The following is a 23,723-nucleotide window of genomic DNA, read 5'->3' on the forward strand; positions in this document are numbered from 1 at the left end:
CAGCTCCACTCCACACCCGGGAGGCCTTCGCCCGTCTACAGATCAGACCGTGTCGTCACACGATCTCGACCAACGTGCCTGGGCATCACAGCTAGACGCGCGCGAGTGAACGTCAGATGTGGTCGGAGAGATCCGCCAGCAGGGCGGCCTTCGGCTTCGCCCCCACGATCTGCTTCACCGGCTTGCCGCCGCTGAACAGGATCATCGTTGGCACCGACATCACCTGGTAGTCGCGGGCGACCTCCGGGTTGGCGTCGATGTCGAGCTTGGCGACGGTGAGCTTCTCGGCGTGCTCACCGGCGATCTCGTCGAGCACCGGGGCGACCATCTTGCACGGTCCGCACCAGGTGGCCCAGAAGTCGACCAGGACGGCCTTGTCGCTCTTGAGGACGTCCTGGTCGAACGAACCGGTGGTGACGTCGATCGTGTTGGCCATGGGTTTCTCCTTCGGTCGGAACGGGTCGGGTGGTGGGTGGGGTGGTCCTGCCGGGCGTCAGTGCGCTGCCCGAGCGACCTCCTCGGCGGGCGCGTCGCCGTAGCCGCCGCCGGCCAGCTCGGGCGAGATCGGGTGCCCGGCGAGCCAGCGCTCGGCGTCGATGGCGGCCGAGCAGCCGGACCCGGCCGCGGTGACGGCCTGCCGGTAGGTGTGGTCCACCAGGTCGCCACAGGCGAAGACGCCGGGCAGGTCGGTGTAGGTGCTGCGGTCGAGCACCTTCACGTAGCCCTCGTCGTCGAGCGGGACCTGGCCGCGGACCAGCTGGCTGCGCGGGTCGTGCCCGATCGCGACGAACATGCCGGTCACGTCGAGCGTGTCGGTCTCGCCGGTCACCGTGTCGCGCAGCTGCAGCTGCTTCACCGAGCCGTCGCCGGTGACCTCGGTGACCTCGGCGTTGGTGCGCCAGCGCATCTTCGGGTCGTTCCGGGCGCGCTCGAGCATGATCTTCGAGGCCCGGAACTCGTCGCGCCGGTGCACGACGGTGACGGTCTCGGCGAACCGGCTGAGGAAGGTGGCCTCTTCCATCGCGGAGTCGCCGCCACCGATCACGGCGATGTGCTGGTCGCGGAAGAAGAAGCCGTCGCAGGTCGCGCAGGAGCTGACACCGCGGCCGAGCAGCTCCTGCTCACCGGGGACGTGCAGGTAGCGCGGCGCGGCACCCATCGCGAGGATGACGGCCCGGGCGCGGAAGGTCTCATTCCCGACCCGGACCTCCTTGATCTCGCCCTCGAGGGAGACCTCGTCGACGTCCTGCGCGCGCAGGTCGGCGCCGAAGCGCTTGGCCTGGCCGCGCATCTGCTCCATGAGCTCCGGGCCCATGATGCCGTCGGTGAAGCCGGGGTAGTTCTCGACCTCGGTGGTGGTCATCAGCGCCCCGCCGAACTGGCTGCCCTCGAAGACGAGCGGTGCCAGCTGGGCCCGTGCGGCGTACACCGCGGCGGTGTAGCCGGCCGGGCCGGAGCCGATGATGATCAGGTTGTGCACGGTGTCATGGGTGCTCACCGGTACCGATCCCTCCTGGCGCTGCCCGTGCGGGCTGCGCGATGACGGGGCCCGCGGGGCTCTGCCCCGCGTCGTAGCTGTCTGTTCTCTCGAACGAGATCCTAGACAGGGGCATTCCCGGTGCTCCGGGCGCGAACCGGGGCCCGGCCGATCGGTTCCGCAACGGTCACGGAGCGCGGCCCTCCAGGAGCACCCGGCCGTTGCCCGGGCCACAGTCCGGCGGGACGACGAGCAGCCGCAGCCGGCCGGGCTCGGGGGTTCCGAGGACGAGCAGCACCCCGGGCTCACCCTGCACCGGATACGGCCGGGTGGCGAGCAGCGGCGCGTCCGGGTCGGCGGCGCCGGCGGCGGTCAGGCAGTCCCGCACGCGCCCGGGATCGGCGAGCGGCCCGGCGGGGGCTCCGGCGCCCGGTGCGGCGCTGCGGAGTGCCTCCGGGGTGCCGGCGGCGACCGGTCGGGGGGTCGGGCCGGGCCGGTCCGCGGACGCCCGCAGGAACGCGGGCAGGGCGGCGAGTACGGCGATCGCGGCGACCGAGCCCGCCGCGGCGAGCAGCCGGGCGCTCCGGGGTCGCGGCGGCCGACCGGGGCGGGTGGTGGGCGATTGTCCGAGGCGGGTGGTGGGCGACCGGCCGGTCACCCACCGGGTGCCCGGCGGGGTGGGGGTGCAGCCGGTGAGCTCGTCGTGCAACCGCCCGCGGATCCGGCCGGCGATGTCGTCGGGCATCGGGACCGGCCCAAGGGCCGCCCCGAGCCGCACCCGCACCGCCACGATATCGTCGATGTGACATTCATCAGGTGGATCCTGGTGCTTGTCGCTCCGACGAGAAATATCCGACTGATTCATGTCAGTGTGGCGAGAAGACTCTCCTGGCGTGCTCATCGGTCCTCCTCGTGCAGGCACCCGAGCTCCGCGGCCAAGCGTGCCCGGGCCCGCGCGCAGCGGCTCTTCACCGTTCCGTCCGCGACGCCGGAGATCTCCGCTACCTCGGCGACCGGGTATCCGAGCCCGTCCACCAGCACCACCGCGACCCGCTGCTCGACGGGCAGCACGGCGAGCGCGTCGTCGACCGTCAGCCGGGTCACCAGCGGCCCGGCCGGGTCCCGGACGACGGCCGCGCCGGCGTCGTCGGTGTCCCGGCGCCGGGCCCGGGCCCGGATGCGGTCGATGCAGCCGTTCACCAGGATCCGGTGCAGCCAGGTCCCGGGGGCGGCCTCACCCCGGAAGTGCGACGAGCGGAGCGCGGCGAGGAACGCCTCCTGGACCGCGTCCTCGGCGTCGGCCCGATCGCCGAGGATGCGCAACGCGACCGACCAGAGCCGGTCGGCGTGCGCCCGGAACACCTCGTCCAGGGCGGGCGTGGCGGGCCGCGGGGACCGGTCGACGGTGGGCACCGGCGCACGGTAGGTCCGGTGCGGGTCCGGCCACCGGTGTCCGGCCGGTACCGTTCGCGGCTGCGAACGGCGGGCATCCGGGGTGGGCTACTGGACGGCCCGTTCGAAGGAGATCTCGCCGATCTCGCTCTGGTTACCGGGACCGAGGCCGGTGATCCACAGGAGGAGGTGGCCGGTCGGCTCGGCGGCGTCCAGCGGGACGACCGTCTCGCCCTGCTCCAGGGTCATGGTGCGGACGAGATCGGTCTGCCCGAGCGTGGCGTCCGCGGTGGGCGCCGTGCGCACCTCCATGACGGTGCCTGCGCTCGCCGAGTCGATCGTCAGCCGGCTCACCGGCTCCGGCGAGCCGAACGACACCATGATCCCGATCCCGGGCTTGAGCGCCGGGAACTGCTGGAAGTACCGGCTGGTGCTCCAGGTGGTCGACGGGTCGCCGTCGACCACCCGGTCGACGGTGGCGGCGTTGTCCCCGTCCCCGGCCGGGTCGAAGACCTGGACCGACACGTCCTGCACCGGGGCGGCGACCGCGGCCGGAGCCTGGCCCTGCTGGACCGGCGCCGTCGCGGCCGGCGGGATGACGACCGGCGGGGTGCTGGAGCCGCCGAACAGTGCACCCACCTGGATGCCCAGGTAACCGAGCACGATGAGCACGCCGATCGCCAGCACGGCCAGTCCGACCCGCAGGTTCCGGCGGCGCTGCGGATCGTTGCGGGTGTCGGGGAGCCGATCGGAGTCCTGCCAGACGTCGTCCGGATCGGACGGGGCGCCGTCGTGCACCGGCGGGAAGAACGCCTGGTCCGCGTGCTCGGCGACGACGTCGGCCAGCATCCGGTGCATCGCGGCCGCGGTGTGCACCCGCCCGAGACCGCCCTCGCCCGCCTGACCGAGCGCACCCATGCACAGCGTGTCCAGCTCCAGCGGGACGCCCGGGCGCAGCTGCGCCGGCGAGCGCAGCCGGCCGGTCGGGGTCCGGTCCGCGGCGACCAGCCCGGCCCGGGCGGCATCGGCGACCGAGAGCGGCCAGCGGCGGGTCAGCAGCGTGTACAGCAGCCCGCCCAGCCCGCGCACGTCGTCGGCGGCCGACACCGACGGGCGGGGCAGCAGGAAGGCGAGGATCGCGCGGCCGTCCGGCGTGATCCGGATCCGCTGCGGGTGGTCGCAGCCGAGCACCAGGCCCTGCTGGTGTGCCTCGGTCGCGGAGGCGGCGAGCGTCTCGACGGCCTTCGCCGCCCGCTGCGCCCGGACCGGCCCGTCGGCGACGGTCTCGGCGAGCGACCTGCCCGGCACCCACTCGGCGACGGCCGCGCCCAGCACGTCGGCCGGGAGGCCGTGCGTGCCGGGGGCCAGCACGTCCAGCAGCCGCGCGCTGCCGGGGTGCTCGAAGCAGCCCGACCGTAGCGCGCGGACGATCATCTCGCCGGCCCGGGCAGAGCCCTCCGGATCATCCGAACGGTCGTCGGCGGGCAGCCTGCGGAGCAGGGTGACGGCGACCGGACGGCGCAGCACGGTGTCCTCGGCGCGCCAGAACTCGGCCCCGGCCGACGGATCGGAGCCGGTCCGCTGGCGGAGCACGTAGCGGTCGGTGAGCGGGGAGCCCGCCGCGGTGCCGACGGCGTCCCGCGCCGCGGGGATCCGCTCGGTGGCCCGGGTCTGCGCGGGCACCCGGGCGGTCGCCCCGCCGTCGGCGGCCGGGGACTGCTCACGGCCGTCGTGGGTGGTGGCGGTGGCCGGATCGACGGCGCCGGCCGGGTCCAGCGAGGGGTGCGTGCCCGCCGCGTCGGCCTGGGGGTTCGGGTGACGTTCCGTACGGGCAGCGCGCTCGTCGATCTGCCCGTTCAACGGCTTCGCCTCCCCCTGGCGCGCTGATGTCTCGTCGGGCATCAGCCTACGTCACCCCGTCCCTTCCGGACGAGTCGAGGACCGCCTTCGCGACCCGCTCGAACAGTCATCGGCCGGGGGCTCGGACAGGTTCACCACACAGCCGACGGTATTCGGTGAACTGTCGCTTCGATGCGACGAACGGTCAACCTGGGTCCGTGTATGACCCGTTGCGGGGTGAGTGGGCCGCCGTTCAGCGCGGCGGTGCCCGGTCCACGGCGGGGGGTGCGGCGGCTTCGCCGTCGGCGTCGGTGGACGCCGCCGCCCGGGGGTCCGCAGCACTGTCCGGGCCGCCGTCCGGGCTGCCTTCCGGGCCGCTCCCCGAGGCATCGCCGGAGCCGCTCCCGGCGCGCACCCGGCGGACGATCCGGCGCACCACCAGCACCACCAGCAACGCGCCGGCGATCCCGGTCAGCCAGACGGTGACGGTGCCGTAGACGGTCGACCGGACCCGGAGCCGGGTGTCCGGCCCGAGCTCCGCGCCGTCCGGGGTGCGCAGGCCCGCGTCCACCCCGAACTGGCCGGACCGCGTCACCTGCGCGCTCACCCGGACCTGCACCCGGCCCAGCGGCGGGACCGCCTGCACCGGGATCGGGGCCACCCGCAGGCCGGTGGTGCTGGACAGCACCACCCGGACGTTCATCGTGACCGGCAGCCCGTTGGCCACCGTGATCAGCAGCGGCGCGTCGCTGGTGCCGAGCGAGTACGGGCTCGGCGGCTGCACGACCCGCACCGACGCCCGGATCTGCTCGATCCGCCCGGCCACGATCGCGGCCTCCCGCTCGGCCCGGGCCGGGTCCGCCCGCCACCACGACGACGCCGCCCGCAGCGTCCCGCGGACCAGCGGATCGAACACCTCGGCCGGGCTCGCGCCGACCCCGGTCCGGACCTCCGCGGCGCCGCGCAGTCCCTCGATCGACCGGACCTGGTCGGCCACCGTGTCGATCACCGGGCCGGGGATCTCCGCCCCGCCGGCCTGCACCGGGTAGAACAGTCGGGCCGGTTCGGCGGCCGGATCGGCCTGGGCCGCGATGCCGGGCAGCCCGGCCGCGGCGAGCCTGCCGTCCTGGATCAGGGCGGTGAGTGCGGACAGGATCCCGGCGGCGGCCTCCCGGCCGGCGGCCCAGCCGTGCGGCGGGGCGACGAGCAGCGAACCCGCCGGGCCGTCCGTGCCGCCGGTGCCCGCCCGGAACGCCAGCGCCCCGGCCAGCTCCTGGCCGGCCAGTCCCCCGGCGCCACCGTCCTGCAGCTCGACGACGGCCGGGCCGGTCGCGGCCTGGGCGAGCAACGGATCGGCCAGCACGGCCCGGTCCCCACCGGCGGGGCCGTCGTTGAGCCGGACCACCCCGGACGTCTGCCCGGAGGACACGCCGTCCGACGACAGCAGGAACCGGGTGCCGCCGCCGAGCGCCTCCAGGGTCGGCTCGTCCAGCACGCCGTCGGCGGGCCACACGACGTCGCTCAGGACGGTGGTGCCCAGCAGCTCGGCGAGCGCGGCCCGGCCCTGTTCGAGGGTGGTGCGGGCCAGATCCGCCTGGCCGGCGCGGACCAGCGCGACCAGGTCGGCGTCGGACGGGGGAAGGGCCAGCACGCAGGACCCGGCCGCCGCTCCCCGGAGCGCCTCGAGCCACTCGCCTGCGGCCGCGGCGCCCTGCCCGGGGGCGGTCTCGCCGCCCGGCCCGACGGTCACCTCGTAGCCGCCGCTCATCGCCGCCGCCGTCGCCACCAGCTCGGGATCGATCGCCAGGCAGAGCGCGGTGCGGACCGGCGAGCCGGGCGGCGCGCCGTCGGACAGCGCGTCGACCAGGCCGTACAGCCGCCCGCCGGGGGCCATCGAGGTCGCCAGGTCGTCGTCGGTGAGCACCGGGACCTGTCCCGGCACCGGCGGGATCCGCCGGGGGGCGTCGGTGATCGGGTACAGCATCGACACCGGGGTCGCCGAGGTGTCCGGGTCGCCCGGCGCGCCGGGCAGCGACGAGACCGGCAGCACGCTGCGGATCCCGGCGATCCGGGACGGGGTGCCGTTCAGCGTGCCGTTGAGGTTCACCAGCAGCGGGTAGGTGCCCGGGCCCGGCAGCGCGAGCGAGTCCGCCCGGTCACCGGTCAGCGGGACCGAGTAGCGGAACGGGACGGAGCCGCCGGAGGCGACCGGCCCCAGCTCGGTGAACGCCGGTGTCGCGTCGTCCACCGGGGCCTCCCCGGCGAACGCCGCGCGCAGCGCCGGCTCGCCGCCGACCGCGGGTCCGCGCTGCACCCGCAGCGAGAGGTCGTCCACCGGATCCGGGCCGGTGTTGGTCACCGAACCGGTGACGACGAGCTCCGGCGGCCCGGCCGAGGTGACGACCCGGGGCGACATCGCGTCGACCTCCAGCCGGACCGGTGCCACGTCCGGCTGCTCCTGGGCCCGCGCCGGGGCGGGGAGTGCCACCGACCCGTACAGGAGGGCGGCGAGCAGGATCGCGACCAGGGCCGCGACCCGGCTCACGCGGTCTCCTCCAGGAGGTTGGCCGCGTGCCGGATCAACCGGCGTTCGTCGGCGTAGGCGAGCCGGCCCTCCAGCTCACCGAGCGGCACCCAGGCCACCTCGGAGACCTCGACGTCCTCGTCGGAGAGCTCGCCGCCCAGTGCGCGCATCAGGTAGTGGTGCACGGTCTTGTGCACGCGGCGGTCTTCGGCCACGAACCAGAAGTCGATGGTGCCCAGGGGTGCCAGCACCTCACCGATGATGCCGGTCTCCTCCTGCACCTCGCGCACGGCCGCCTGTTCCGCGGTCTCACCGGCCTCGATGTGCCCCTTGGGCAGCGACCACAGCAGCCGGCCGCGCCGGTCCAGCCGGCCGATCAGCGCCGCGGCTCCCGAGCGCGGATCGACGACGAGGCCACCCGCGGACGTCTCGTCCACCGTGCGCAGGCGGCGGCGCCGGTCGGACGAGCGTCCCGCGCGACGCCCCCCGGAGCGGCCGCGGGAGGTGGACATGTGGCGATGGTAACGAGACGGTGGCATCTCGGTGGGTCGACGAGCCGTCACCGATCGGGCTTGCGGCGGTCGGGTGCCCGTTGATCTGCGGGCCCGCCGTCCCGCCCGGACCCGTACCCGCGGGCCCCGCCCGGGCGCGTTGCCTACACTGGCCGGTCGTGTCCACGCCGTCCGTCACCTCGCGTCCCGTGACCTCCTCCCAGAACCCGCGCCCGGCTGCCCGGGGCGGCCGGGAGTCCGGCCCCGGGCCGGACCCGGAGGGGCTGAAGCGCTCGCAGGAGGACGCCGTGATGCAGATGCTCGACGTGCCGGCCGTCGCCGACGAGCTGGCGGCCCGGTTCGCCGAGCGCGGGCACCGGATCTACCTGGTCGGGGGCAGCGTCCGGGACGCGCTGCTGCGCGGCACCGGGGTGTCGGACCGGGACTCCGGAGACCTGGACTTCACCACCGACGCCCGGCCGGAACAGATCCTGGAGGCCGTCCGCGGCTGGGCCGACGCGGTCTGGGACACCGGGATCGCGTTCGGCACCGTCGGGCTGCGCCGCCGCGATCAGGTGATCGAGGTGACGACGTTCCGCGCCGACACCTACGACGGCAGGTCCCGCAATCCCGAGGTCCGCTTCGGCGACGATATCGAGGGCGACCTGGTCCGGCGGGACTTCACGGTCAACGCGATGGCCGTCGAGCTCGGGGAGCGCCGGTTCGTCGACCCGCACGGCGGGTTCGCCGCGCTCGCCCAGGGCGTCCTCGACACCCCGGACCTCCCCGAGCGCTCCTTCGCCGACGATCCGCTGCGGATGCTGCGGGCCGCCCGCTTCGTGTCCCAGCTCGGCTTCACCCCGGCCGACCGGGTGACCGCGGCGATGACCGAGATGGCCGGCGAGCTGTCCCGGATCACCGCCGAGCGGGTGCAGGCCGAGTTCTCCAAGCTGGTCCTCGGCGCGCACCCGCGGCGCGGGATCGAGCTGCTCTGCGACACCGGGCTGGCGCAGCACATCGTCCCCGAGGTGCCGGCGATGCAGCTGGAGACCGACGAGCACATGCAGCACAAGGACGTCTACACGCACTCGCTGGTCGTCATGGAGCAGGCGATCGAGCGGGAGACCGACGGCCCGGACCTGACGCTGCGGCTGGCGGCGCTGCTGCACGACATCGGCAAGCCGGCCACCCGGCGCAAGGAGCCGGACGGCCGGGTCAGCTTCCACCACCACGAGGTGGTCGGCGCCAAGATGACCCGCAAGCGGCTGCGCGCGCTGAAATACCCGAAGGCACTGATCGACGACGTCTCCCAGCTCGTCTACCTGCACCTGCGGTTCCACGGCTACGGCAAGGGCGAGTGGAGCGACTCGGCGGTCCGCCGGTACGTGACCGACGCCGGCCCGCTGCTGAACCGGCTGCACCAGCTCGTCCGGTCCGACTGCACCACCCGCAACCGGCGGCGGGCGGTGGCGCTGCAGCGCAACTACGACGGGCTGGAGCGGCGGATCGCCGAGCTGCGCAAGCAGGAGGAGCTCGACGCGATCCGGCCGGACCTCGACGGCAACCAGATCATGCGGCTGCTCGGCATCCCGCCGGGCCCGGCGGTCGGCCGCGCCTACCAGCACCTGCTCGCGCTGCGGATGGAGCAGGGCCCGCTCGGACCGGACGAGGCCGAGGCGGCGCTGCGGGCCTGGGCGGCCGAGAACCTCTGAGTTGTACGTACGTCATATGCGATCGTCTATGACGTACGTACGGAGTGTGCTCGGTCCGTGTGAACCCGTTCAGACGTCCGTACACACGATCGTCCGCGCCGGGCGACCCGGACGACCCGCCCGGGACCGCCCGGTCCGGCGTCCATCGGTCGGGTGGCACTCCTGCACACGGGTGCCGAAAGCGGACCTCCGGGGCGGGTGCGAAACTGACGCCGTGCGGGAACACCGCGCCACCCGAGGCGCCGCCCTTCCCCCGGTCACACCGGGCAGCCTGCTCGTCGCCGCCCCCGGTCTGGGTGATCCGAACTTCGCCCGGACGGTCGTCTACATGATCGAGCACCGTCCGCACGGCAGTCTCGGCGTCGTGCTCAACCGGCCCGGCCGGTCCGCCGTGCGCGACGTGCTGCCCCGCTGGGCCGGGGTGACCAGCGATCCCGGCTCGATGTTCGTCGGCGGGCCGGTGGAGGCGCAGACCGCGCTCTGCCTCGCCGCGCTGCGCACCGGGCAGTCGACCCGCGGGCTGACCGGGCTGATGCCGGTCCGGCCCCCGGTGCAGCTGGTCGATCTCGACTCCGATCCGGCCCCGCTCGCACCCCGGCTGCGCGGGCTGCGGATCTTCGCCGGCTACTCGGGCTGGGACGGCGGGCAGCTGCACGGGGAGATCGCCCGCGGCGACTGGTTCGTCGTGCCGGGGCTCCCGGACGACCTGCTGACGACCTCGCACGACCGGCTGTGGGAGCGGGTGCTGCGCCGGCAGGGGATCCCGCTCGCGCTGCTCGCCACCTTCCCGGCGGACCCCGCACAGAACTGATCCGGGGCGGACGCACCGGTGGAGCTACCCTGCCGCCGATGGCCACCGTCTCGCACTACGTGCCGCTCGGCGCCGGGCACGTCAACCCGACGCTCGGGATCGTCGCCGAGCTGGTCCGCCGCGGCCACCGGGTGACCAGCTTCGTCCCGGAGCGGTTCGCCGGGCTGCCGGCCGCCACCGGCGCCCGGGTCGTGCCGGTGCCCTCGACGTGGGAGGCCCACGGCCTCGCCGATCCGCCGCAGATGCACGGCAGGCACCTGGTCCGCGCGATGGGGTACCTGCTCGACGAGACCCGCATGCTCGTCCCGCTGCTCGCCCGGCATCCGGCCCCCGATCTGGTGCTGCACGACGGACCCCTGGCGATCTGGGGACGGGTGCTGGCCCACCGCTGGGCGGTGCCGTCCGTCGAGGTCTGGCCGAACCTGGTCAGCAACCGGCACTGGTCGATGAACCGCTACACCCGGCTGAACCCACTCGCCCCACGGTTTCTCGCCATGATGATGAGATATGGCTCGTACCTGCGCAGGGAGGGAATCCGGGACGTCCGGGGGTTCTTCGAGGGCAGCGCCGCGGCCCAGCGGCTGGTCACCCTTCCCCGGGCGTTCCAGTACGCCGGGGAGACCTTCGAGGGATACCGGTTCGTCGGCCCGGTGCTCGGCGACCGCGCGGCCGAGACCGGCTGGACCCCGCCGGACGGCGACCGGCCGGTGCTGCTGGTGTCGCTCGGCAGCGCCTACAACCGGCGCCCCGCCCTCTACCGGACGATCCTCGCCGGGCTCGCCGGGCGTGGCCGGCACGTCGTGCTCGCCGTCGGCGACGTCGACCCGGCCGAGCTCGGCCCGCTGCCGGCGGGGGTCGAGGTGCACCGCAGCGTCCCGCAGGTGTCGGTGCTGCGGCACGCCGCGGCCTTCGTCACGCACGCCGGGATGGGCGGCACGATGGAGGGCCTCGCCGCCGGGGTCCCGCTGGTGGCGCTGCCGCAGATGGCCGAGCAGCGGGCGAACGCCGACCGGATCGCCGAGCTCGGGCTCGGCGCCACCCTCGACCCGGCCACCCTCACCCCGGACCGGCTGTGGTCGGCGGTGCAGCAGGTCAGCACCGATCCCGCGGTGCGCGAGCGGCTGAACTGGATGGCCGGCGAGATCGCCGCGGCCGGTGGCGCAACGGCCGCCGCCGACGAGATCGAGCGGGCGCTCCCGCCGCCGGGCTGATCCGCCGATCCCGCCGGGATCAGCGGCCGGTGCCCGCGCTGCGCTCCCCGGCCCGCCGGTCGGACTCCGCCGGGCCGCCGCAGCCGGCCACCAGGTCGCAGCCGGTGCAGACACCGGCGCAGGACGGCGCGGGGGCCTGCTCGGCGATCGCGATCTCCGCGGCCCGGGCCCCGAACGAGCCGCCGAGGCCGGCCATGACGACCACCCCGGCCAGTGCGATGACGGCCAGCACCCACGGGGCCGCGCCACCCCGGTCGGTGAGCAGCAGCGCGGTCCCGCCGACCAGCCCGATCAGGCCGGCCGCGCCCAGCGGGCGCGCTGCGACCCGGTTGGCGAGTGCGAACGCGTCCGCGGTGCGCAGGCTGCTCGGCGTGCGGACACCGACGAACCTGTTGCGAGGCAGCCTGCCGCTCGCACCGAGCACGGCGAGCACGACGAGCACCGCTCCGGCCAGCAGGAGCAGGACGGCGAGGACCAGGCGCAGCGTGGTGGGCACGTGACCAGGGTAGAACCCGGCGCAGCGGGCCCGCCCGCCCCGGCTACCCTGGTCACATGTGCGCGGCCCGACGTCGGCTGCCCCACCGGCGGCACCGACTTCCCGGCGCCGCGCCGGGCTGAGGTCGGCAGCGAGACCGCCGTCACGACACGCCGGCGCGGCGACGACCCCTCCTGCACCGGGTGCGGAGGGGTCGCAGCGTGTTCCGGGCCCCGGGCACGGGCCGTCACGACATGTTTCCCGAGGTGAAGCGGACATGACCACCGAGACCAGCGCGGCACCGGCGACCGGTGACCGAACCGACCGTCCGGCCTTCCGGTACGACGCCGAGATGGCAGCCCGGATCGAGCGCAAGTGGCAGGACTTCTGGGAGGCCGAGCAGACCTTCCACGCTCCGGGCCCCGGCGAGCCGGGCTCGGAGAAGCCGAAGTTCTACCTGATGGACATGTTCCCGTACCCGTCCGGCTCCGGCCTGCACGTCGGGCACCCGCTCGGCTTCATCGGCACCGACGTGCTGGGCCGCTACCTGCGGATGACCGGGCACAACGTGCTGCACCCGATGGGGTTCGACGCGTTCGGGCTGCCCGCCGAGCAGTACGCCGTGCAGACCGGGACGCACCCGCGCGCCACCACCGAGGCGAACATCGCCCGGTACCGGCAGCAGTTGCGCCAGCTGGGCCTGGGGCACGACCCGCGCCGATCGGTCTCGACCACCGACATCCCGTTCTACCGCTGGACGCAGTGGATCTTCCGGGAGATCTTCGAGGCCTGGTACGACACCGACGCGGACCGGGCCCGCCCGATCGCCGAGCTGCGCGCGTCCTTCGAGAGCGGTGAGCGGCCCACCCCGGACGGTCGGCCGTGGACCGGGCTGTCCGAGGGCGAGCGCCGCCGGCTGATCGACTCGCACCGGCTGGCCTACATCTCCGAGGCGCCGGTCAACTGGTGCCCGGGGCTGGGCACCGTGCTGGCGAACGAGGAGGTCACCGCCGACGGCCGCTCCGAGCGCGGCAACTTCCCGGTGTTCCGGCGCAACCTCAGGCAGTGGATGATGCGGATCACCGCCTACTCCGACCGGCTGATCGCCGACCTGGACCGGGTCGACTGGCCGGAGTCGGTCAAGGCGATGCAGCGCAACTGGATCGGCCGGTCCGAGGGTGCACGGGTCACGTTCGGCGTGTGCGACGCCGACGCCGGCATCGAGGTCTTCACCACCCGGCCGGACACGCTGTTCGGGGCCACCTACATGGTGCTGGCGCCGGAGCACCCGCTGGTCGGCGAGATCACCCCCGCGGCCTGGCCCGCCGGGACCGACGAGCGGTGGACCGGCGGCGCAGCGACCCCGGTGGAGGCGGTCGCGGCCTACCGGGCCGAGGCGGCCCGCAAGTCCGAGCTGGACCGCCAGGAGAACCGGGACAAGACCGGCGTCTTCACCGGCGCGTACGCCGTCAACCCGGTGAACGGGGCCGAGATCCCGGTCTTCGTCGCCGACTACGTGCTGATGGGCTACGGCACCGGCGCGATCATGGCGGTGCCCGCGCAGGACCAGCGGGACTGGGACTTCGCGACCGCGTTCGGCCTGCCGATCGTGCGCACCGTGGACCCGGGCGCGGACTGGTCGGGCGAGGCGTTCACCGGCGACGGGCCTGCGGTCAACTCGGCGAACGACGAGATCAGCCTGAACGGCCTGGGCGTCGCCGACGCCAAGCGGGCGATCATCGACTGGCTCGCGGCCAAGGGCTCCGGCGAGGGCGTCGTGCAGTACAAGCTGCGGGACTGGCTGTTCTCCCGGCAGCGCTACTGGGGCGAGCCGTTCCCGATCGTGTGGGACGAGCACGGCCCGATCTCGCTGCCCGCCGACCAGCTGCCGGTCGAGCTGCCCGACGTCGACGACTACGCGCCGAAGACCTACGCCGCGAACGACGCGGACAGCGAGCCGGAGCCGCCGCTGTCCCGGGCCGCGGAGTGGGTGAACGTCGAGCTGGACCTGGGCGCCGCCGGTGGCGACCAGGGCCCGAGGGCGTACCGGCGCGAGACGAACACGATGCCGCAGTGGGCCGGTTCCTGCTGGTACTACCTGCGCTACCTGGACCCGGAGAACTCGGAGCGGTTCGTCTCGCCGGAGGCCGAGCGGTACTGGCTGGGCACCGACCCGTCCGAGGCGCAGCCGGGCATCGAGGACCCGGGCGGCGTCGATCTGTACGTCGGCGGCGTCGAGCACGCGGTGCTGCACCTGCTGTACTCCCGGTTCTGGCACAAGGTGCTGTTCGACCTGGGCCACGTGTCCAGTGAGGAGCCGTTCCGCAGGCTGTTCAACCAGGGCTACATCCAGGCCTGGGCCTACACCGACGCCCGCGGCGCCTACGTGCCGGCCGAGGAGGTCGTCGAGGAGGCGGGCCCGGACGGCACGCCGCGTTTCACGTGGAACGGCGAGCCCGTCACCCGGGAGTACGGGAAGATGGGCAAGTCGCTGAAGAACGTCGTGACGCCGGACGAGATGTGCGACCGCTACGGCGCGGACACGTTCCGGCTCTACGAGATGTACACCGGCCCGATGGACGCCTCCCGGCCGTGGTCGACCCGCGACGTCGTCGGCCCGCAGCGGTTCCTGCAGCGGGTGTGGCGCAACCTGGTCGACGAGCAGACCGGCGAGGTCACCGTCGTCGACGCCGAGCCCGGCGAGGACGTGCTGCGCGCGCTGCACAAGGCGATCGCCGGCGTCCGCCAGGACGTCCCGGCGCTGCACTACAACACCGCAGCCGCGAAGCTGATCGAGCTGAACAACGTGCTGACCAAGCGGGCCGCGCCGGTCGAGCGGCCGGTCGCCGAGGCGCTGGTGCTGATGCTGGCGCCGCTGGCCCCGCACATCGCCGAGGAGCTGTGGCAGAAGCTGGGGCACGACGGCTCGCTGGCCTACGCGCCGTTCCCGCGGGCCGACGAGCGGTACCTGGTCGACGACACCGTCGAGTACCCGATCCAGGTCAACGGCAAGGTGCGGTCCCGGATCACGGTCCCGGCCGACGCCGGGCAGGACGAGATCCGCACGACGGCGCTGGCCGACGAGAAGATCGTCGCGGCGCTGGCCGGTGCGGAGCCGCGCAAGGTGATCGTGGTGCCGGGCCGCCTGGTCAACGTCGTCCGCTGAAGCCGGCGCCCGGAACGCGGCGGGCATCTCGGGCGTTGACCCGGGTGGGAGGTCCGATATGACCGGAGCATTGCTCACACTGATCGTCGCGCTGGCGGCGGTCGCCGCCGTGGTCTGGCTGGTCCGCAGGCATCAGGCGGACCAGGCCGCACAGCTCGACGACGCGAAGGCCGAGGCCCGCCGCTGGGTCGAGCGGCTCGGCGGCCAGGTGCTGTCGCTGACCGGGACCGACGAGCCGTCCCGGCAGGCGCTCGCCGACGCCGCGGAGCGCTACACCGCGGCCGGGTCGCAGATGGAGCAGGCACGGACCGTGCCCCAGACCCGCCAGGTCACCGAGACCGCGTACGAGGGCCTGTACTACGTGCGCGCCGCCCGGACCGCGATGGGGATGGACCCCGGCCCCGAGCTGCCGCCGCTCCCGGGTCAGGCGCGGGCCGGTGCGGTCACCGAGGAGCGCGAGGTCGAGGTCGAGGGGCGCACGCTGGGCGCATCGCCGCAGCCGACCGACCGCAACAACCACTACTACCCCGGTGGGACGGTGGCCGGGCGCCCGGTGCCGCGCGGCTGGTACTCCGAGCCGTGGTGGAAGCCCGCGCTGATCGGCGGGGCATGGGGCGTCGGATCGGCGCTGCTGTTCACCTCGCTGTTCAGCGGGATGGCCGGTGCCGACCAGGCCGCCTACGCCGGAGCCGACGGTATGGACGGCGGCGGTATGGACGGTGGCACGGACGGCGGCGGTATGGACGGCGCCGGCGGCGGCTTCGACGATCCCGGCGGGTTCGACGGCGGGGACGGCGGCGGCATGTTCGACGGCGGCGGCGACTTCGGCGGCGACTTCTTCTGACGCCCGGTCCGGACCCGGCGCGGTCCGGGGTCCGGTCAGGACTCGGCGGCCCGCGCCGGACGGGCCCGGCGGACCGGCCGCGCCGGCCGCCGGGTGGTGCCGCTGCTCGGGTCCGGCGGGCTGCTGAGCGAGGGTTCCGCGAGCCAGGCCGCGACCGCGTCGATCACGAACGCGGCGTCGGCCAGCGCGACGTCCGCCTCGGCGGTCGGGGCCGGCACGTCGGAGTGGTCGGCCAGGCCGCGCCGGTTGTACAGCGAGCGGAGCAGCCGCCCGGCCCGCGGGTCGAGCGAGCGCTCCCGGACCACCCGGCGGACGAACGCGCTGACCACGTCGGAGTGCTCGGCCCGGGTCTCCCCCAGCACGAGCAGCGCCGTCTCGGCGGCCCGGAACGCGGCGTGGAACGAGCGCGACACCGCCGCGTCGGCGTAGCCGTGCTCGGCGAGCAGCCGGGCGCCCGCGAGCTCGGTGCGGGCCCTGGCGATCCCGGGGCGGTGCCGGCCGGTGCTCATCGCACGCGCACCGCCTCGGCGCGGGCGCGGATCACCGTCGGATCGTCCGGCCGGGCGAGTTCGCGCTGACCGACCGGCAGCGCGCTGATCGTGAGCCCGCTGCGCTGGGTGTGCCGCCACAGCACCTCGTCCACCGAGGCGAGCTCCGACCACGGGTCGACCGGGGCCTCATCGTCGTCGAGCACCAGGAGCAGGTCGATCGAGGACTCCACCGATCCCTCGCCGCTGGCCCACGAGCCGAACAGCAGCACCTGCCGCAGTCGCGGCCCGTAGTGCGCGACGAGATCGTCGGCGACGGCCGCGGGCACGTCCTCGTTCGACGGGTCGGGATCGGGATGGCGGGCCCGGACGCGTTCGGCGTCGGCCTCGGAGATCAGCCCGGCGGTGGCCAGCCAGTCGACGGCGCGGCGCCGGGAGCGGGCGTCCCGGAAGCGGTACCACTGATCGCGCACCTCGGGGAACTCGAACAGCGTGTTCTTGAACCGGCGGAAGGCGCCCCGCCCGTCGATCGCCCGGTCCAGCAGCGCGCCGGCCCGCCGGTGCTGCACGCCCGCGGTGAAGTCGGACATGTCCCGGTACGACTCGCGGCTGGTCACCGGCTCGATCAGCACCCGGTCGCCGGCCGGCGGGGGGTCCCCCGCGGGGTGCGCCGCGACCGCCCCGGTGTCCGGATCGAGGTACCACCGGACGTCGGGCGACCGGTCGTCGAGCGCGTCGGCCAGCGCAGCCAGGTCGACGCGGCCGGGATCGAGCATGCCAGGACTCTAGTCCCGGGTCAGTCGTCGTCGCGCCAGAACAGCTGCGCGACCAGCACCGCGCCCCAGATGCCGATCGGGAACATCGGCCAGAAGAAGTTCAGCTGGCCGGACGCGATCGAGGTGATCCCCCAGATCGTGGTGAGCAGCACCGCGACCCCGGCCCACGACCGCCACTCCTTGGCGTACTCGCGGATCTGGTCGGCCCGCTCGGTCTCCGCCCGCTCCGCGCGCACCGCGGGCAGGTCCTTGCGGCGCACCCGGGGCAGGTCGGCCTCGAGCGCCACGAGATCGGCGCGCACCGTCGCCGCGTAGGCCGCGCGCAGCCGCTCGTCGTACTCGGTGAGCGACAGCCTGCCCTCGTCGTGGGCGAGCTTGAGGCGCTCGGCCGTCTCCTGTCGCTCGGCGTCGGACACCCGGATCAGGGCCTTGCCGTCGTCCCCCTGCTCGTCCCCCATACCGGCGAGGGTAGACCGGAATCAGCCGGTGGGGATCGGTCGTCCGACCGATCCGGTGGGGAGCGGGCGGCCGCGCCGGGTCGCGACGGCGACACCGGCCAGGCACAGCGCACCACCGGCCAGCGCCAGCGGGGCCGGGATCTCGCCGAGCAGGCCCCAGGAGAGCAGCACCACGATCGGCGGGACCGCGTAGGTGGCCGCCGCGAGCCGGCCGGCGCTCGTCCGGGACAGGGCGTATCCCCACGTCAGGAACGCGATCGCGGTCGGGAACACGCCGAGGTACACGGTCCCGGCGAGTGCCCCGGCCGGTGCGGTGGCGAGCTCGCCGAGCAGGGCGGGGAGGAACGGCAGCAGTGCCACGGTCCCGGCGAGCGCGCCGAGCCAGGTGACGGTCAGCGCGTCGATCCGGGCGAGCAGCCGCTTCTGCGCGACCGCGGCGCCGGCGTAGACCAGTGCCGCGACCAGCCCGAGGAGCACCCCGGCGACGTCGGTCCCGCCGGCCGAGGTGGTCGCCGCGATCAGCGCGACGCCGCCGAACGCGACCGCCATCCCGATCAGCAGCCGGACCGGGAAGCCCTCGCCGAGGAGCAGCCCGGCGAGCACCGCGACGACCACCGGTGCGACGTTCACCAGCAGCGCGGTGGTGCCGGCGTCCAGGTGCCGCTCGGCCGCATTGAGGGCCAGGTTGTAGAGCCCGAACCAGGCGGCGCCCCAGAGCGCGACCGCGCCGAGCAGTCCCGGCGCCGGCCGGGGCACCGGCCGGCCGCGCCGGGTGTGCACGGCCAGCACGATCGCCGTCAGCGTCGCCGAGCCGACCAGCATCCGGCCCAGCGCCAGCGCGCCCGGCGACAGGTCGTGGCCGACCGCCCGGATCCCGACGAACGCCGAGGCCCAGAGCACGACGGTGACAGTGGCGGCGGCGAGCGGGAGGAGCGCCCGGTACCGGGTGGGGAACGGCGTCATGTGCTCAGCCTGCTCCCGCAAACTATTAAGTACCAGCGACCATTCCTACCGATGGATTCAGTAGCGCTGTACGGTCGGCCGATGCTCGACACGCACCGCCTGCGGGTGTTCCGGTCCGTCGTCGCGAGCGGATCGGTCCAGGCGGCCGCCGCGAACCTGGGCTACACGCCGTCGGCGGTCAGCCAGCACGTCACCGCGCTGCAGCGGGAGACCGGGCTCGCCCTGTTCGAACGGGCCGGGCGTGGCCTGCGGGTGACGGCGGCCGGCACCGTGCTGGCCGAGCAGGCCGATGCGATCCTGGCCCGGCTCGGCGAGGCCGAGACCGTCGTGGCCGACCTGCGGGCCGGGCGGACCGGCACGCTGTCGCTGTCCTACTTCGCCTCCGTCGGCGCCGCCTGGCTGCCCGGCGTGGTGCACCGGCTGACCGCCGACTTCCCGGGCGTGCGTCTGGACCTGGCGCTGCGCGAGTCGCTGCCGGACGATCCGGCGCAGTGCTCGGACGTGCAGATCGCGGTCGAGCGGCCGGACTTCCGGGGCCGGCCCGGGTTCGGCGTGGTACACCTGCTCGACGATCCGTACGTCGTCGTCCTCCCGGACGGCCATCCGCTGGCCGGCCGGTCCGAGATCGAGCTGGCCGAGCTCGCCGGCGAGCGCTGGGTGGACAACGACTTCGCCCGCGGCTGGTGCCGGCGCAATCTCGTCGAGGCCTGCTCGGCCGCCGGGTTCCGGCCGCCGTTCCACGTGGAGGCGCACGACTACCCGACCGCGCTGGCCTTCGTCGGGGCCGGGATCGGGATCACCGTGCTCCCCGAACTCGGGGCGGTGCGGCTCCCGGCCGGGACCCGGGCGGTCCCGCTCGTCCGGCCGGTGCCGGTGCGCACGATCCTGGCGGTGGTGCGCGAGGCCGTCGCGAGCACCCCGCCGGTCGTCGCCGCGCTCGCCGCGCTCCGCACGGTCGCGGCGCTCACCCCTGCGGCCGCACCACGATCTCGGTGAGGTGCGCGTCCCGGCTCGCGGTCAGCGCCGCGAGCACGGCGGACGCGACCGACTCCGGGCGCAGGAAGCGTGATCCGTCGTACTCGCCGCCCTCGTGCGCGACGACCGCCCGCTGCATCGCGGTGTCCACCCGGCCGGGATGCACCGAGGTGACCCGGATGCCGCGGGCCGACTCCTCGGCGCGCAGCGCGTCGCCGAACGCGCGCAGCGCGAACTTGCTGGCCGCATAGGACACCCAGCCGGGCCTGGCGGTGAAGCCCGCGCCGGAGTTCACCAACACGACGTCGGCCCCGCCGGCCGCACCGGCCGCGCGCAGCGCCGGCAGCAGCAGCCGGGTGGCCTCGGCGACGGCGACCACGTTCACGTCGAACTGCCTGCGCCAGGCCTGCGCCGGGGTCGCCTCGACGGTCCCGAGCTCGCCGGTCCCCGCGGAGTGCACCAGCGCGTCGAGCCGGTCGATCCCGGCCAGCGCGCCGGCCAGCGCCGCGTCGTCGGTGAGCTCGACGGCGAGGGTGCGGACGCCGACCGGGCCGGCCGCGGTGAGCTCGTCGGCGACCGCGGCCAGACGCTCCTCGTCGCGCCCGCCCAGGATCAGGTCGTAGCGCGGCGCGAGCTGCCGGGCGACGGCGGCGCCGATGCCCTGGGAGGCACCGGTGATCAGGGCGAGCGGGCGGTGCGAAGCGGTCATGCGCCGGAACCTACGGCGCGCTGCCGGGTCCGCGTGCGGCGGACCCCGCGGCTCAGATCCGGCGCGCCGAGTTGAACGGCATCCGGTCCATGTCGTCGATCTTCACCGGCTTGCCGCTGGTCGAGGCGTGCACGATCTGGCCGCCGCCGATGTAGATGCCGACGTGGCTGACCGGGCTGTAGAAGAAGACCAGGTCACCGGGCTGCAGCTCGGAGCGGCTGACCGGGGTGCCCGCGGTCGCCTGGGCGCGGCTGGTGCGCGGCACGTCCTTGCCGGCGGCGGAGAACGCGTAGGACACCAGGCCGGAGCAGTCGAAGGCGCTCGGGCCGGTGGCGCCCCAGCTGTAGGGCTTGCCGATCTGGGCCATCGCGGTGGACAGCGCGGTCTGGCGCGCGGCGACGGCCTGGCCGGCCTGTGCGGCCGCGTCGGTGGCGGCGGCGACGTTCTGCGCGGCCGGGTTGCCCGCGGTGGTGAGCGAGACGGGCAGCACGTTCGTGGCGGGCACGACGTCGTGGGTGACCGTCGCGGTGCCGAGTTCGGGAGTGGCGTCCGGGGCCGGGGCCGCGGTGGCGGCGGGAAGCACGGACAGGGCTGCGGCCGCGGCGGCGGTGGTGGCCACGACGGCGACGCGGAGCGCCGGAGCGGTGGGACGCTGGGGCACGGTGTTTCCTCGGGGGGTAGCACCGCCGGCGAGCCGTGGGGGCGGGGTGCGCAGGCCCGGGGGGAGTGCGTGGAGCGGCGCTGGGTACGCCGTGTCCGGTGGCCGTGCAGCCCGCCCGCGTCGTCGTCCGGCGGAGACCCTGCGCCCTGCACCCCGGTTGGGCTCAGGTCGCGCAAGGCCGAAGGCGACATTACGAACAGATATCGCCCGGATAAATGACCCAGCACACAATAACGGGATGACTGCGCTCACGGACAATTTCGAGAAGATTCCAGATTGGAGACTTCCTGTTCCGAAAACGGCATCGGCCCGGCGGTGACCTGGGTGGTCGCCGCCGGGCCGATGCCCGGAGAAATCGATCAGCTGTCGATCTCGCCCCGGATGAACGACTCCACCTTGTCCCGTGCGACGGAGTCCCGGTACTGCTCCGGCGGGGACTTCATGAAGTAGCTCGACGCGGACAGCAGCGGTCCGCCGATACCGCGGTCCTTCGCGATCTTGGCCGCACGGACGGCGTCGATGATGATCCCGGCCGAGTTCGGGGAGTCCCAGACCTCGAGCTTGTACTCCAGGTTCAGCGGGACGTCACCGAACGCCCGGCCCTCCAGCCGGACGTAGGCCCACTTGCGGTCGTCCAGCCAGGCGACGTAGTCGGACGGGCCGATGTGCACGTTGCCCCGGCCCATGTCCCGGTCCACCTGGGAGGTCACCGCCTGGGTCTTGGAGACCTTCTTGGACTCCAGCCGGTCCAGCTCCTTCATGTTCAGGAAGTCCATGTTCCCGCCCACGTTGAGCTGCATGGTGCGGTCGAGCTGCACCCCGCGGTCCTCGAACAGCGTCGCCAGCACCCGGTGCGTGATGGTCGCGCCGACCTGGGACTTGATGTCGTCGCCGACGATCGGCACGCCCGCGGCGCGGAACTTCTCCGCCCACACCGGATCCGACGCGATGAACACCGGAAGCGCGTTGACGAACGCGACACCCGCGTCCAGCGCGGCCTGGGCGTAGTGCCGGTCCGCCTCCTCGCTGCCCACCGGCAGGTAGGAGACCAGCACGTCGGCGCCCGCGTCGCGCAGCGCCTGCGCGACGTCGACCGGTTCGTCGTCGGACTCGGTGATCGTCTCCCGGTAGAAGCGGCCGAGGCCGTCCAGGGTCGGGCCGCGCTGCACGGCCACGCCGATCGGCGGCACGTCCGCGATCTTGATGGTGTTGTTCTCGCTGGCCGAGATGGCGTCGGCGAGGTCGTGGCCGACCTTCTTGGCGTCGACATCGAACGCGGCCACGAACGTCACGTCCCGGACGTGATAGCCGCCGAAGTCGACGTGCATCAGGCCGGGGACCTGGGTCGACGGGTCGGCGTCCGCGTAGTAGTGGACACCCTGGACCAGCGACGCCGCGCAGTTACCCACGCCGACGACCGCGACCCGAACCTGGCTCATGTCAGGCTCCTCCTGTTGTCTCGTCCTGTCGTTCCCCGCCGGACCCGGGTCCGGCGTCCGTTCCGGCGCCGTCGCCGGGGATGGTCTCGTGTGGCTGTTCGGCGTTCTCGGCCGCGATCAGCTCGTTCAGCCAGCGCACCTCGCGCTCGGAGCTCTCCAGTCCGAGGCGGTGCAGCTCGCGGGTGTAGCGGTCGATCTGCTCGCCGGTCCGGCCGAGCGCGGCGCGCAGGCCGTCCCGGCGCTCCTCCACCGCCCGGCGCCTGCCCTCCAGGATCCGCAGTCGCGTGTCGGCCGGCGTCCGCGAGAAGAACGCCAGGTGCACGCCGAAGCTGCTGTCCTCCCACGCCTGCGGTCCGGCGTCGTCGAGCAGCTCGCCGAACCGTTCCTTGCCCTCTGCGGTGATCCGGTACACGCGGCGGCCGCGCCGGGACCAGCCGGCCCCGACCGCACGCTCGACGTCGGCGGGATCCGGCCCGGTCTCGGCGATCAGTCCGGCCCGCAGCAGCCTGCGCAGTGCCGGGTAGAGCGAGCCGTAGGAGAATGCCCGCAGACCACCCAGTCGACGGCCGAGCTGCTTGCGCAGCTCGTAGCCGTGCAGCGGTCCTTCCTGGAGCAACCCGAGAACGGCGAACTCCAGCACCGCACGCCCCCCTCGCTGCCGCGCGATCCCGGACGGACCGCGGCCCGACCATATCGGCCCGATACATCGGTTCGCTCGTCGAATGATCGTCGTCACAACGACCACCGATCCGGACGAGTGCCCCGACCAGGCACGGAACGGGCCACCGGCACGGGACGGGCGGTCGGCGCGGATCACGGTCGCGCGTACCCTGGTCGAGTGCTCAGCCCGCGACAGGTGGTGGACTACGCCCTGCAGCGCCGCGCGCTGCTGGCCGACGTCCGTGCCGGTCGGGTCGATCCCGAGGAGGTGTGCGACGCCGGTGCCTACCTGCAGCGTGCTGCCCGCTTCCACGGCCGGACCGTCGACGAGACCTGCCCGGTCTGCCGCCGGGACCAGCTCAGCCAGGTGTCCTGGGTGTTCGGCGAGGCACTGCGGCACATCTCCGGTTCGGCCCGCTCCACCGAGGACCTGGAGCAGCTCGCGGCGCACCACCGCGAGTTCACCGTGCACGTGGTCGAGGTCTGCCGGACCTGCCGGTGGAACCACCTGGTCCGCTCGTTCGTCCTCGGCACCGGCCGTCCGCGCGGCGGCCGCCGGACGGCGGGTGGCTGAGCCCGTGTCGCCCCGCCCGCCGACCCGGCCGCCGAGCCAGGTGCACGTGCCGGCCCACCTGCCGGCCCGCCCGCCGGT

General features: G+C 74.3%; 23 protein-coding genes. 7 read left to right on the top strand and 16 right to left on the bottom strand.

Annotated elements, in window-relative coordinates; all coding sequences use genetic code 11:
- Window positions 1–112: 112 nt before the first annotated feature.
- The 7 genes from trxA to ABZ881_RS19630 all read right to left on the bottom strand — a co-directional run bounded on the left by trxA (window position 113) and on the right by ABZ881_RS19630 (window position 7,744).
- Window positions 113–436, bottom strand: a complete 324-nt coding sequence (gene trxA, locus ABZ881_RS19600) for a thioredoxin (protein ID WP_344023839.1) — start codon at window positions 434–436, stop codon at window positions 113–115.
- Between the two features lie 57 nt (window positions 437–493).
- A complete protein-coding gene (gene trxB, locus ABZ881_RS19605) occupies window positions 494–1,498 on the bottom strand; it encodes a thioredoxin-disulfide reductase (protein ID WP_358486459.1) in 1,005 nt (334 codons plus the stop codon).
- 166 nt (window positions 1,499–1,664) lie between these two features.
- Window positions 1,665–2,222, bottom strand: coding sequence for a hypothetical protein (locus ABZ881_RS19610; RefSeq protein ID WP_358486461.1), 558 nt, complete (start codon window positions 2,220–2,222; stop codon window positions 1,665–1,667).
- A 152-nt stretch (window positions 2,223–2,374) separates the two neighbouring features.
- Window positions 2,375–2,890, bottom strand: coding sequence for a sigma-70 family RNA polymerase sigma factor (locus ABZ881_RS19615; RefSeq protein ID WP_358486463.1), 516 nt, complete (start codon window positions 2,888–2,890; stop codon window positions 2,375–2,377).
- Window positions 2,891–2,977: 87 nt separating this feature from the next.
- Window positions 2,978–4,771, bottom strand: a complete 1,794-nt coding sequence (locus tag ABZ881_RS19620) for a protein kinase family protein (RefSeq protein ID WP_358486464.1) — start codon at window positions 4,769–4,771, stop codon at window positions 2,978–2,980.
- A gap of 190 nt (window positions 4,772–4,961) precedes the next feature.
- Entirely contained in the window at window positions 4,962–7,253 is a 2,292-nt protein-coding gene (locus ABZ881_RS19625; protein WP_358486466.1) for a DUF6049 family protein, read from the bottom strand.
- Window positions 7,250–7,744 (bottom strand): NUDIX hydrolase, encoded by a 495-nt coding sequence (locus ABZ881_RS19630; RefSeq protein ID WP_344023829.1) that lies wholly within the window; start codon window positions 7,742–7,744, stop codon window positions 7,250–7,252. Before ABZ881_RS19630 ends, ABZ881_RS19625 begins: the two co-directional genes overlap by 4 nt.
- A 290-nt stretch (window positions 7,745–8,034) precedes the next feature.
- Here ABZ881_RS19630 and ABZ881_RS19635 point away from each other — a divergent pair, with 290 nt between their 5' ends.
- The 3 genes from ABZ881_RS19635 to ABZ881_RS19645 all read left to right on the top strand — a co-directional run bounded on the left by ABZ881_RS19635 (window position 8,035) and on the right by ABZ881_RS19645 (window position 11,457).
- Entirely contained in the window at window positions 8,035–9,435 is a 1,401-nt protein-coding gene (locus ABZ881_RS19635) for a CCA tRNA nucleotidyltransferase (RefSeq protein WP_358486613.1), read from the top strand.
- Window positions 9,436–9,649: 214 nt separating this feature from the next.
- Window positions 9,650–10,246 carry a YqgE/AlgH family protein gene (locus tag ABZ881_RS19640; RefSeq protein WP_358486469.1) on the top strand — a complete coding sequence of 199 codons (597 nt, stop codon included), beginning with the start codon at window positions 9,650–9,652 and terminating at the stop codon, window positions 10,244–10,246.
- A gap of 38 nt (window positions 10,247–10,284) precedes the next feature.
- A complete protein-coding gene (locus ABZ881_RS19645) occupies window positions 10,285–11,457 on the top strand; it encodes a macrolide family glycosyltransferase (protein ID WP_358486470.1) in 1,173 nt (390 codons plus the stop codon).
- Between the two features lie 19 nt (window positions 11,458–11,476).
- Here the strand turns inward: ABZ881_RS19645 and ABZ881_RS19650 are convergent, their stop codons facing one another.
- Entirely contained in the window at window positions 11,477–11,953 is a 477-nt protein-coding gene (locus ABZ881_RS19650) for an SdpI family protein (RefSeq protein ID WP_344023823.1), read from the bottom strand.
- A 256-nt stretch (window positions 11,954–12,209) separates the two neighbouring features.
- On the opposite strand from ABZ881_RS19650, the gene leuS reads away from it, so the two are divergent.
- Entirely contained in the window at window positions 12,210–15,098 is a 2,889-nt protein-coding gene (gene leuS, locus ABZ881_RS19655) for a leucine--tRNA ligase (RefSeq protein ID WP_358486472.1), read from the top strand.
- A 58-nt stretch (window positions 15,099–15,156) separates the two neighbouring features.
- Window positions 15,157–15,942, top strand: a complete 786-nt coding sequence (locus ABZ881_RS19660; protein WP_358486474.1) for a hypothetical protein — start codon at window positions 15,157–15,159, stop codon at window positions 15,940–15,942.
- A gap of 35 nt (window positions 15,943–15,977) precedes the next feature.
- Here the strand turns inward: ABZ881_RS19660 and ABZ881_RS19665 are convergent, their stop codons facing one another.
- The 4 genes from ABZ881_RS19665 to ABZ881_RS19680 are packed head-to-tail and all read right to left on the bottom strand — an operon-like array spanning window position 15,978 to window position 18,627.
- A complete protein-coding gene (locus ABZ881_RS19665; protein ID WP_358486476.1) occupies window positions 15,978–16,451 on the bottom strand; it encodes a HEPN domain-containing protein in 474 nt (157 codons plus the stop codon).
- Window positions 16,448–17,206 carry a UPF0158 family protein gene (locus ABZ881_RS19670; RefSeq protein WP_358486477.1) on the bottom strand — a complete coding sequence of 253 codons (759 nt, stop codon included), beginning with the start codon at window positions 17,204–17,206 and terminating at the stop codon, window positions 16,448–16,450. The genes ABZ881_RS19665 and ABZ881_RS19670 overlap by 4 nt, the downstream gene beginning before the upstream one ends.
- Window positions 17,207–17,226: 20 nt before the next feature.
- Window positions 17,227–17,664, bottom strand: a complete 438-nt coding sequence (locus ABZ881_RS19675) for a DUF1707 domain-containing protein (RefSeq protein WP_358486479.1) — start codon at window positions 17,662–17,664, stop codon at window positions 17,227–17,229.
- A gap of 21 nt (window positions 17,665–17,685) precedes the next feature.
- On the bottom strand, window positions 17,686–18,627 hold the full coding sequence (locus ABZ881_RS19680; RefSeq protein ID WP_358486481.1) for a DMT family transporter: 942 nt from the start codon (window positions 18,625–18,627) through the stop codon (window positions 17,686–17,688).
- Between the two features lie 81 nt (window positions 18,628–18,708).
- Between ABZ881_RS19680 and ABZ881_RS19685 the strand changes: the two genes are divergently transcribed.
- Window positions 18,709–19,623: a LysR family transcriptional regulator gene (locus ABZ881_RS19685; protein WP_358486482.1), complete on the top strand. Its 915-nt coding sequence runs from the start codon at window positions 18,709–18,711 to the stop codon at window positions 19,621–19,623.
- Here the strand turns inward: ABZ881_RS19685 and ABZ881_RS19690 are convergent.
- The 4 genes from ABZ881_RS19690 to ABZ881_RS19705 all read right to left on the bottom strand — a co-directional run bounded on the left by ABZ881_RS19690 (window position 19,592) and on the right by ABZ881_RS19705 (window position 23,051).
- Window positions 19,592–20,311: an SDR family oxidoreductase gene (locus ABZ881_RS19690; protein ID WP_358486484.1), complete on the bottom strand. Its 720-nt coding sequence runs from the start codon at window positions 20,309–20,311 to the stop codon at window positions 19,592–19,594. The two genes, ABZ881_RS19685 and ABZ881_RS19690, sit on opposite strands and share 32 nt — an antisense overlap.
- Before the next feature lie 52 nt (window positions 20,312–20,363).
- Complete coding sequence (locus ABZ881_RS19695; RefSeq protein WP_358486486.1) at window positions 20,364–20,972, bottom strand: NlpC/P60 family protein; 609 nt, start codon at window positions 20,970–20,972, stop codon at window positions 20,364–20,366.
- A 359-nt stretch (window positions 20,973–21,331) separates the two neighbouring features.
- Complete coding sequence (locus ABZ881_RS19700) at window positions 21,332–22,411, bottom strand: inositol-3-phosphate synthase (protein WP_358486487.1); 1,080 nt, start codon at window positions 22,409–22,411, stop codon at window positions 21,332–21,334.
- A gap of 1 nt (window position 22,412) precedes the next feature.
- Window positions 22,413–23,051, bottom strand: a complete 639-nt coding sequence (locus ABZ881_RS19705; RefSeq protein WP_358486489.1) for a PadR family transcriptional regulator — start codon at window positions 23,049–23,051, stop codon at window positions 22,413–22,415.
- Between the two features lie 198 nt (window positions 23,052–23,249).
- On the opposite strand from ABZ881_RS19705, the gene ABZ881_RS19710 reads away from it, so the two are divergent.
- A complete protein-coding gene (locus ABZ881_RS19710) occupies window positions 23,250–23,645 on the top strand; it encodes a DUF5318 family protein (RefSeq protein ID WP_344023800.1) in 396 nt (131 codons plus the stop codon).
- Window positions 23,646–23,723: the final 78 nt, after the last annotated feature.

Source organism: Pseudonocardia sp. NPDC046786, assembly GCF_040645415.1.
In the GTDB taxonomy this organism is placed as follows: Bacteria; Actinomycetota; Actinomycetes; order Mycobacteriales; family Pseudonocardiaceae; genus Pseudonocardia; species Pseudonocardia kongjuensis.

Coding starts and splice junctions, on each gene's coding strand:
- trxA (WP_344023839.1), bottom strand. CDS start 436: ATGGCCAACACGATCGACGTCACCACCGGTTCGTTCGACCAGGACGTC.
- ABZ881_RS19610 (WP_358486461.1), bottom strand. CDS start 2,222: ATGCCCGACGACATCGCCGGCCGGATCCGCGGGCGGTTGCACGACGAG.
- ABZ881_RS19620 (WP_358486464.1), bottom strand. CDS start 4,771: ATGCCCGACGAGACATCAGCGCGCCAGGGGGAGGCGAAGCCGTTGAAC.
- ABZ881_RS19630 (WP_344023829.1), bottom strand. CDS start 7,744: ATGTCCACCTCCCGCGGCCGCTCCGGGGGGCGTCGCGCGGGACGCTCG.
- ABZ881_RS19635 (WP_358486613.1), top strand. CDS start 8,035: ATGCAGATGCTCGACGTGCCGGCCGTCGCCGACGAGCTGGCGGCCCGG.
- ABZ881_RS19645 (WP_358486470.1), top strand. CDS start 10,285: ATGGCCACCGTCTCGCACTACGTGCCGCTCGGCGCCGGGCACGTCAAC.
- leuS (WP_358486472.1), top strand. CDS start 12,210: ATGACCACCGAGACCAGCGCGGCACCGGCGACCGGTGACCGAACCGAC.
- ABZ881_RS19660 (WP_358486474.1), top strand. CDS start 15,157: ATGACCGGAGCATTGCTCACACTGATCGTCGCGCTGGCGGCGGTCGCC.
- ABZ881_RS19665 (WP_358486476.1), bottom strand. CDS start 16,451: ATGAGCACCGGCCGGCACCGCCCCGGGATCGCCAGGGCCCGCACCGAG.
- ABZ881_RS19670 (WP_358486477.1), bottom strand. CDS start 17,206: ATGCTCGATCCCGGCCGCGTCGACCTGGCTGCGCTGGCCGACGCGCTC.
- ABZ881_RS19675 (WP_358486479.1), bottom strand. CDS start 17,664: ATGGGGGACGAGCAGGGGGACGACGGCAAGGCCCTGATCCGGGTGTCC.
- ABZ881_RS19680 (WP_358486481.1), bottom strand. CDS start 18,627: ATGACGCCGTTCCCCACCCGGTACCGGGCGCTCCTCCCGCTCGCCGCC.
- ABZ881_RS19685 (WP_358486482.1), top strand. CDS start 18,709: ATGCTCGACACGCACCGCCTGCGGGTGTTCCGGTCCGTCGTCGCGAGC.
- ABZ881_RS19690 (WP_358486484.1), bottom strand. CDS start 20,311: ATGACCGCTTCGCACCGCCCGCTCGCCCTGATCACCGGTGCCTCCCAG.
- ABZ881_RS19700 (WP_358486487.1), bottom strand. CDS start 22,411: ATGAGCCAGGTTCGGGTCGCGGTCGTCGGCGTGGGTAACTGCGCGGCG.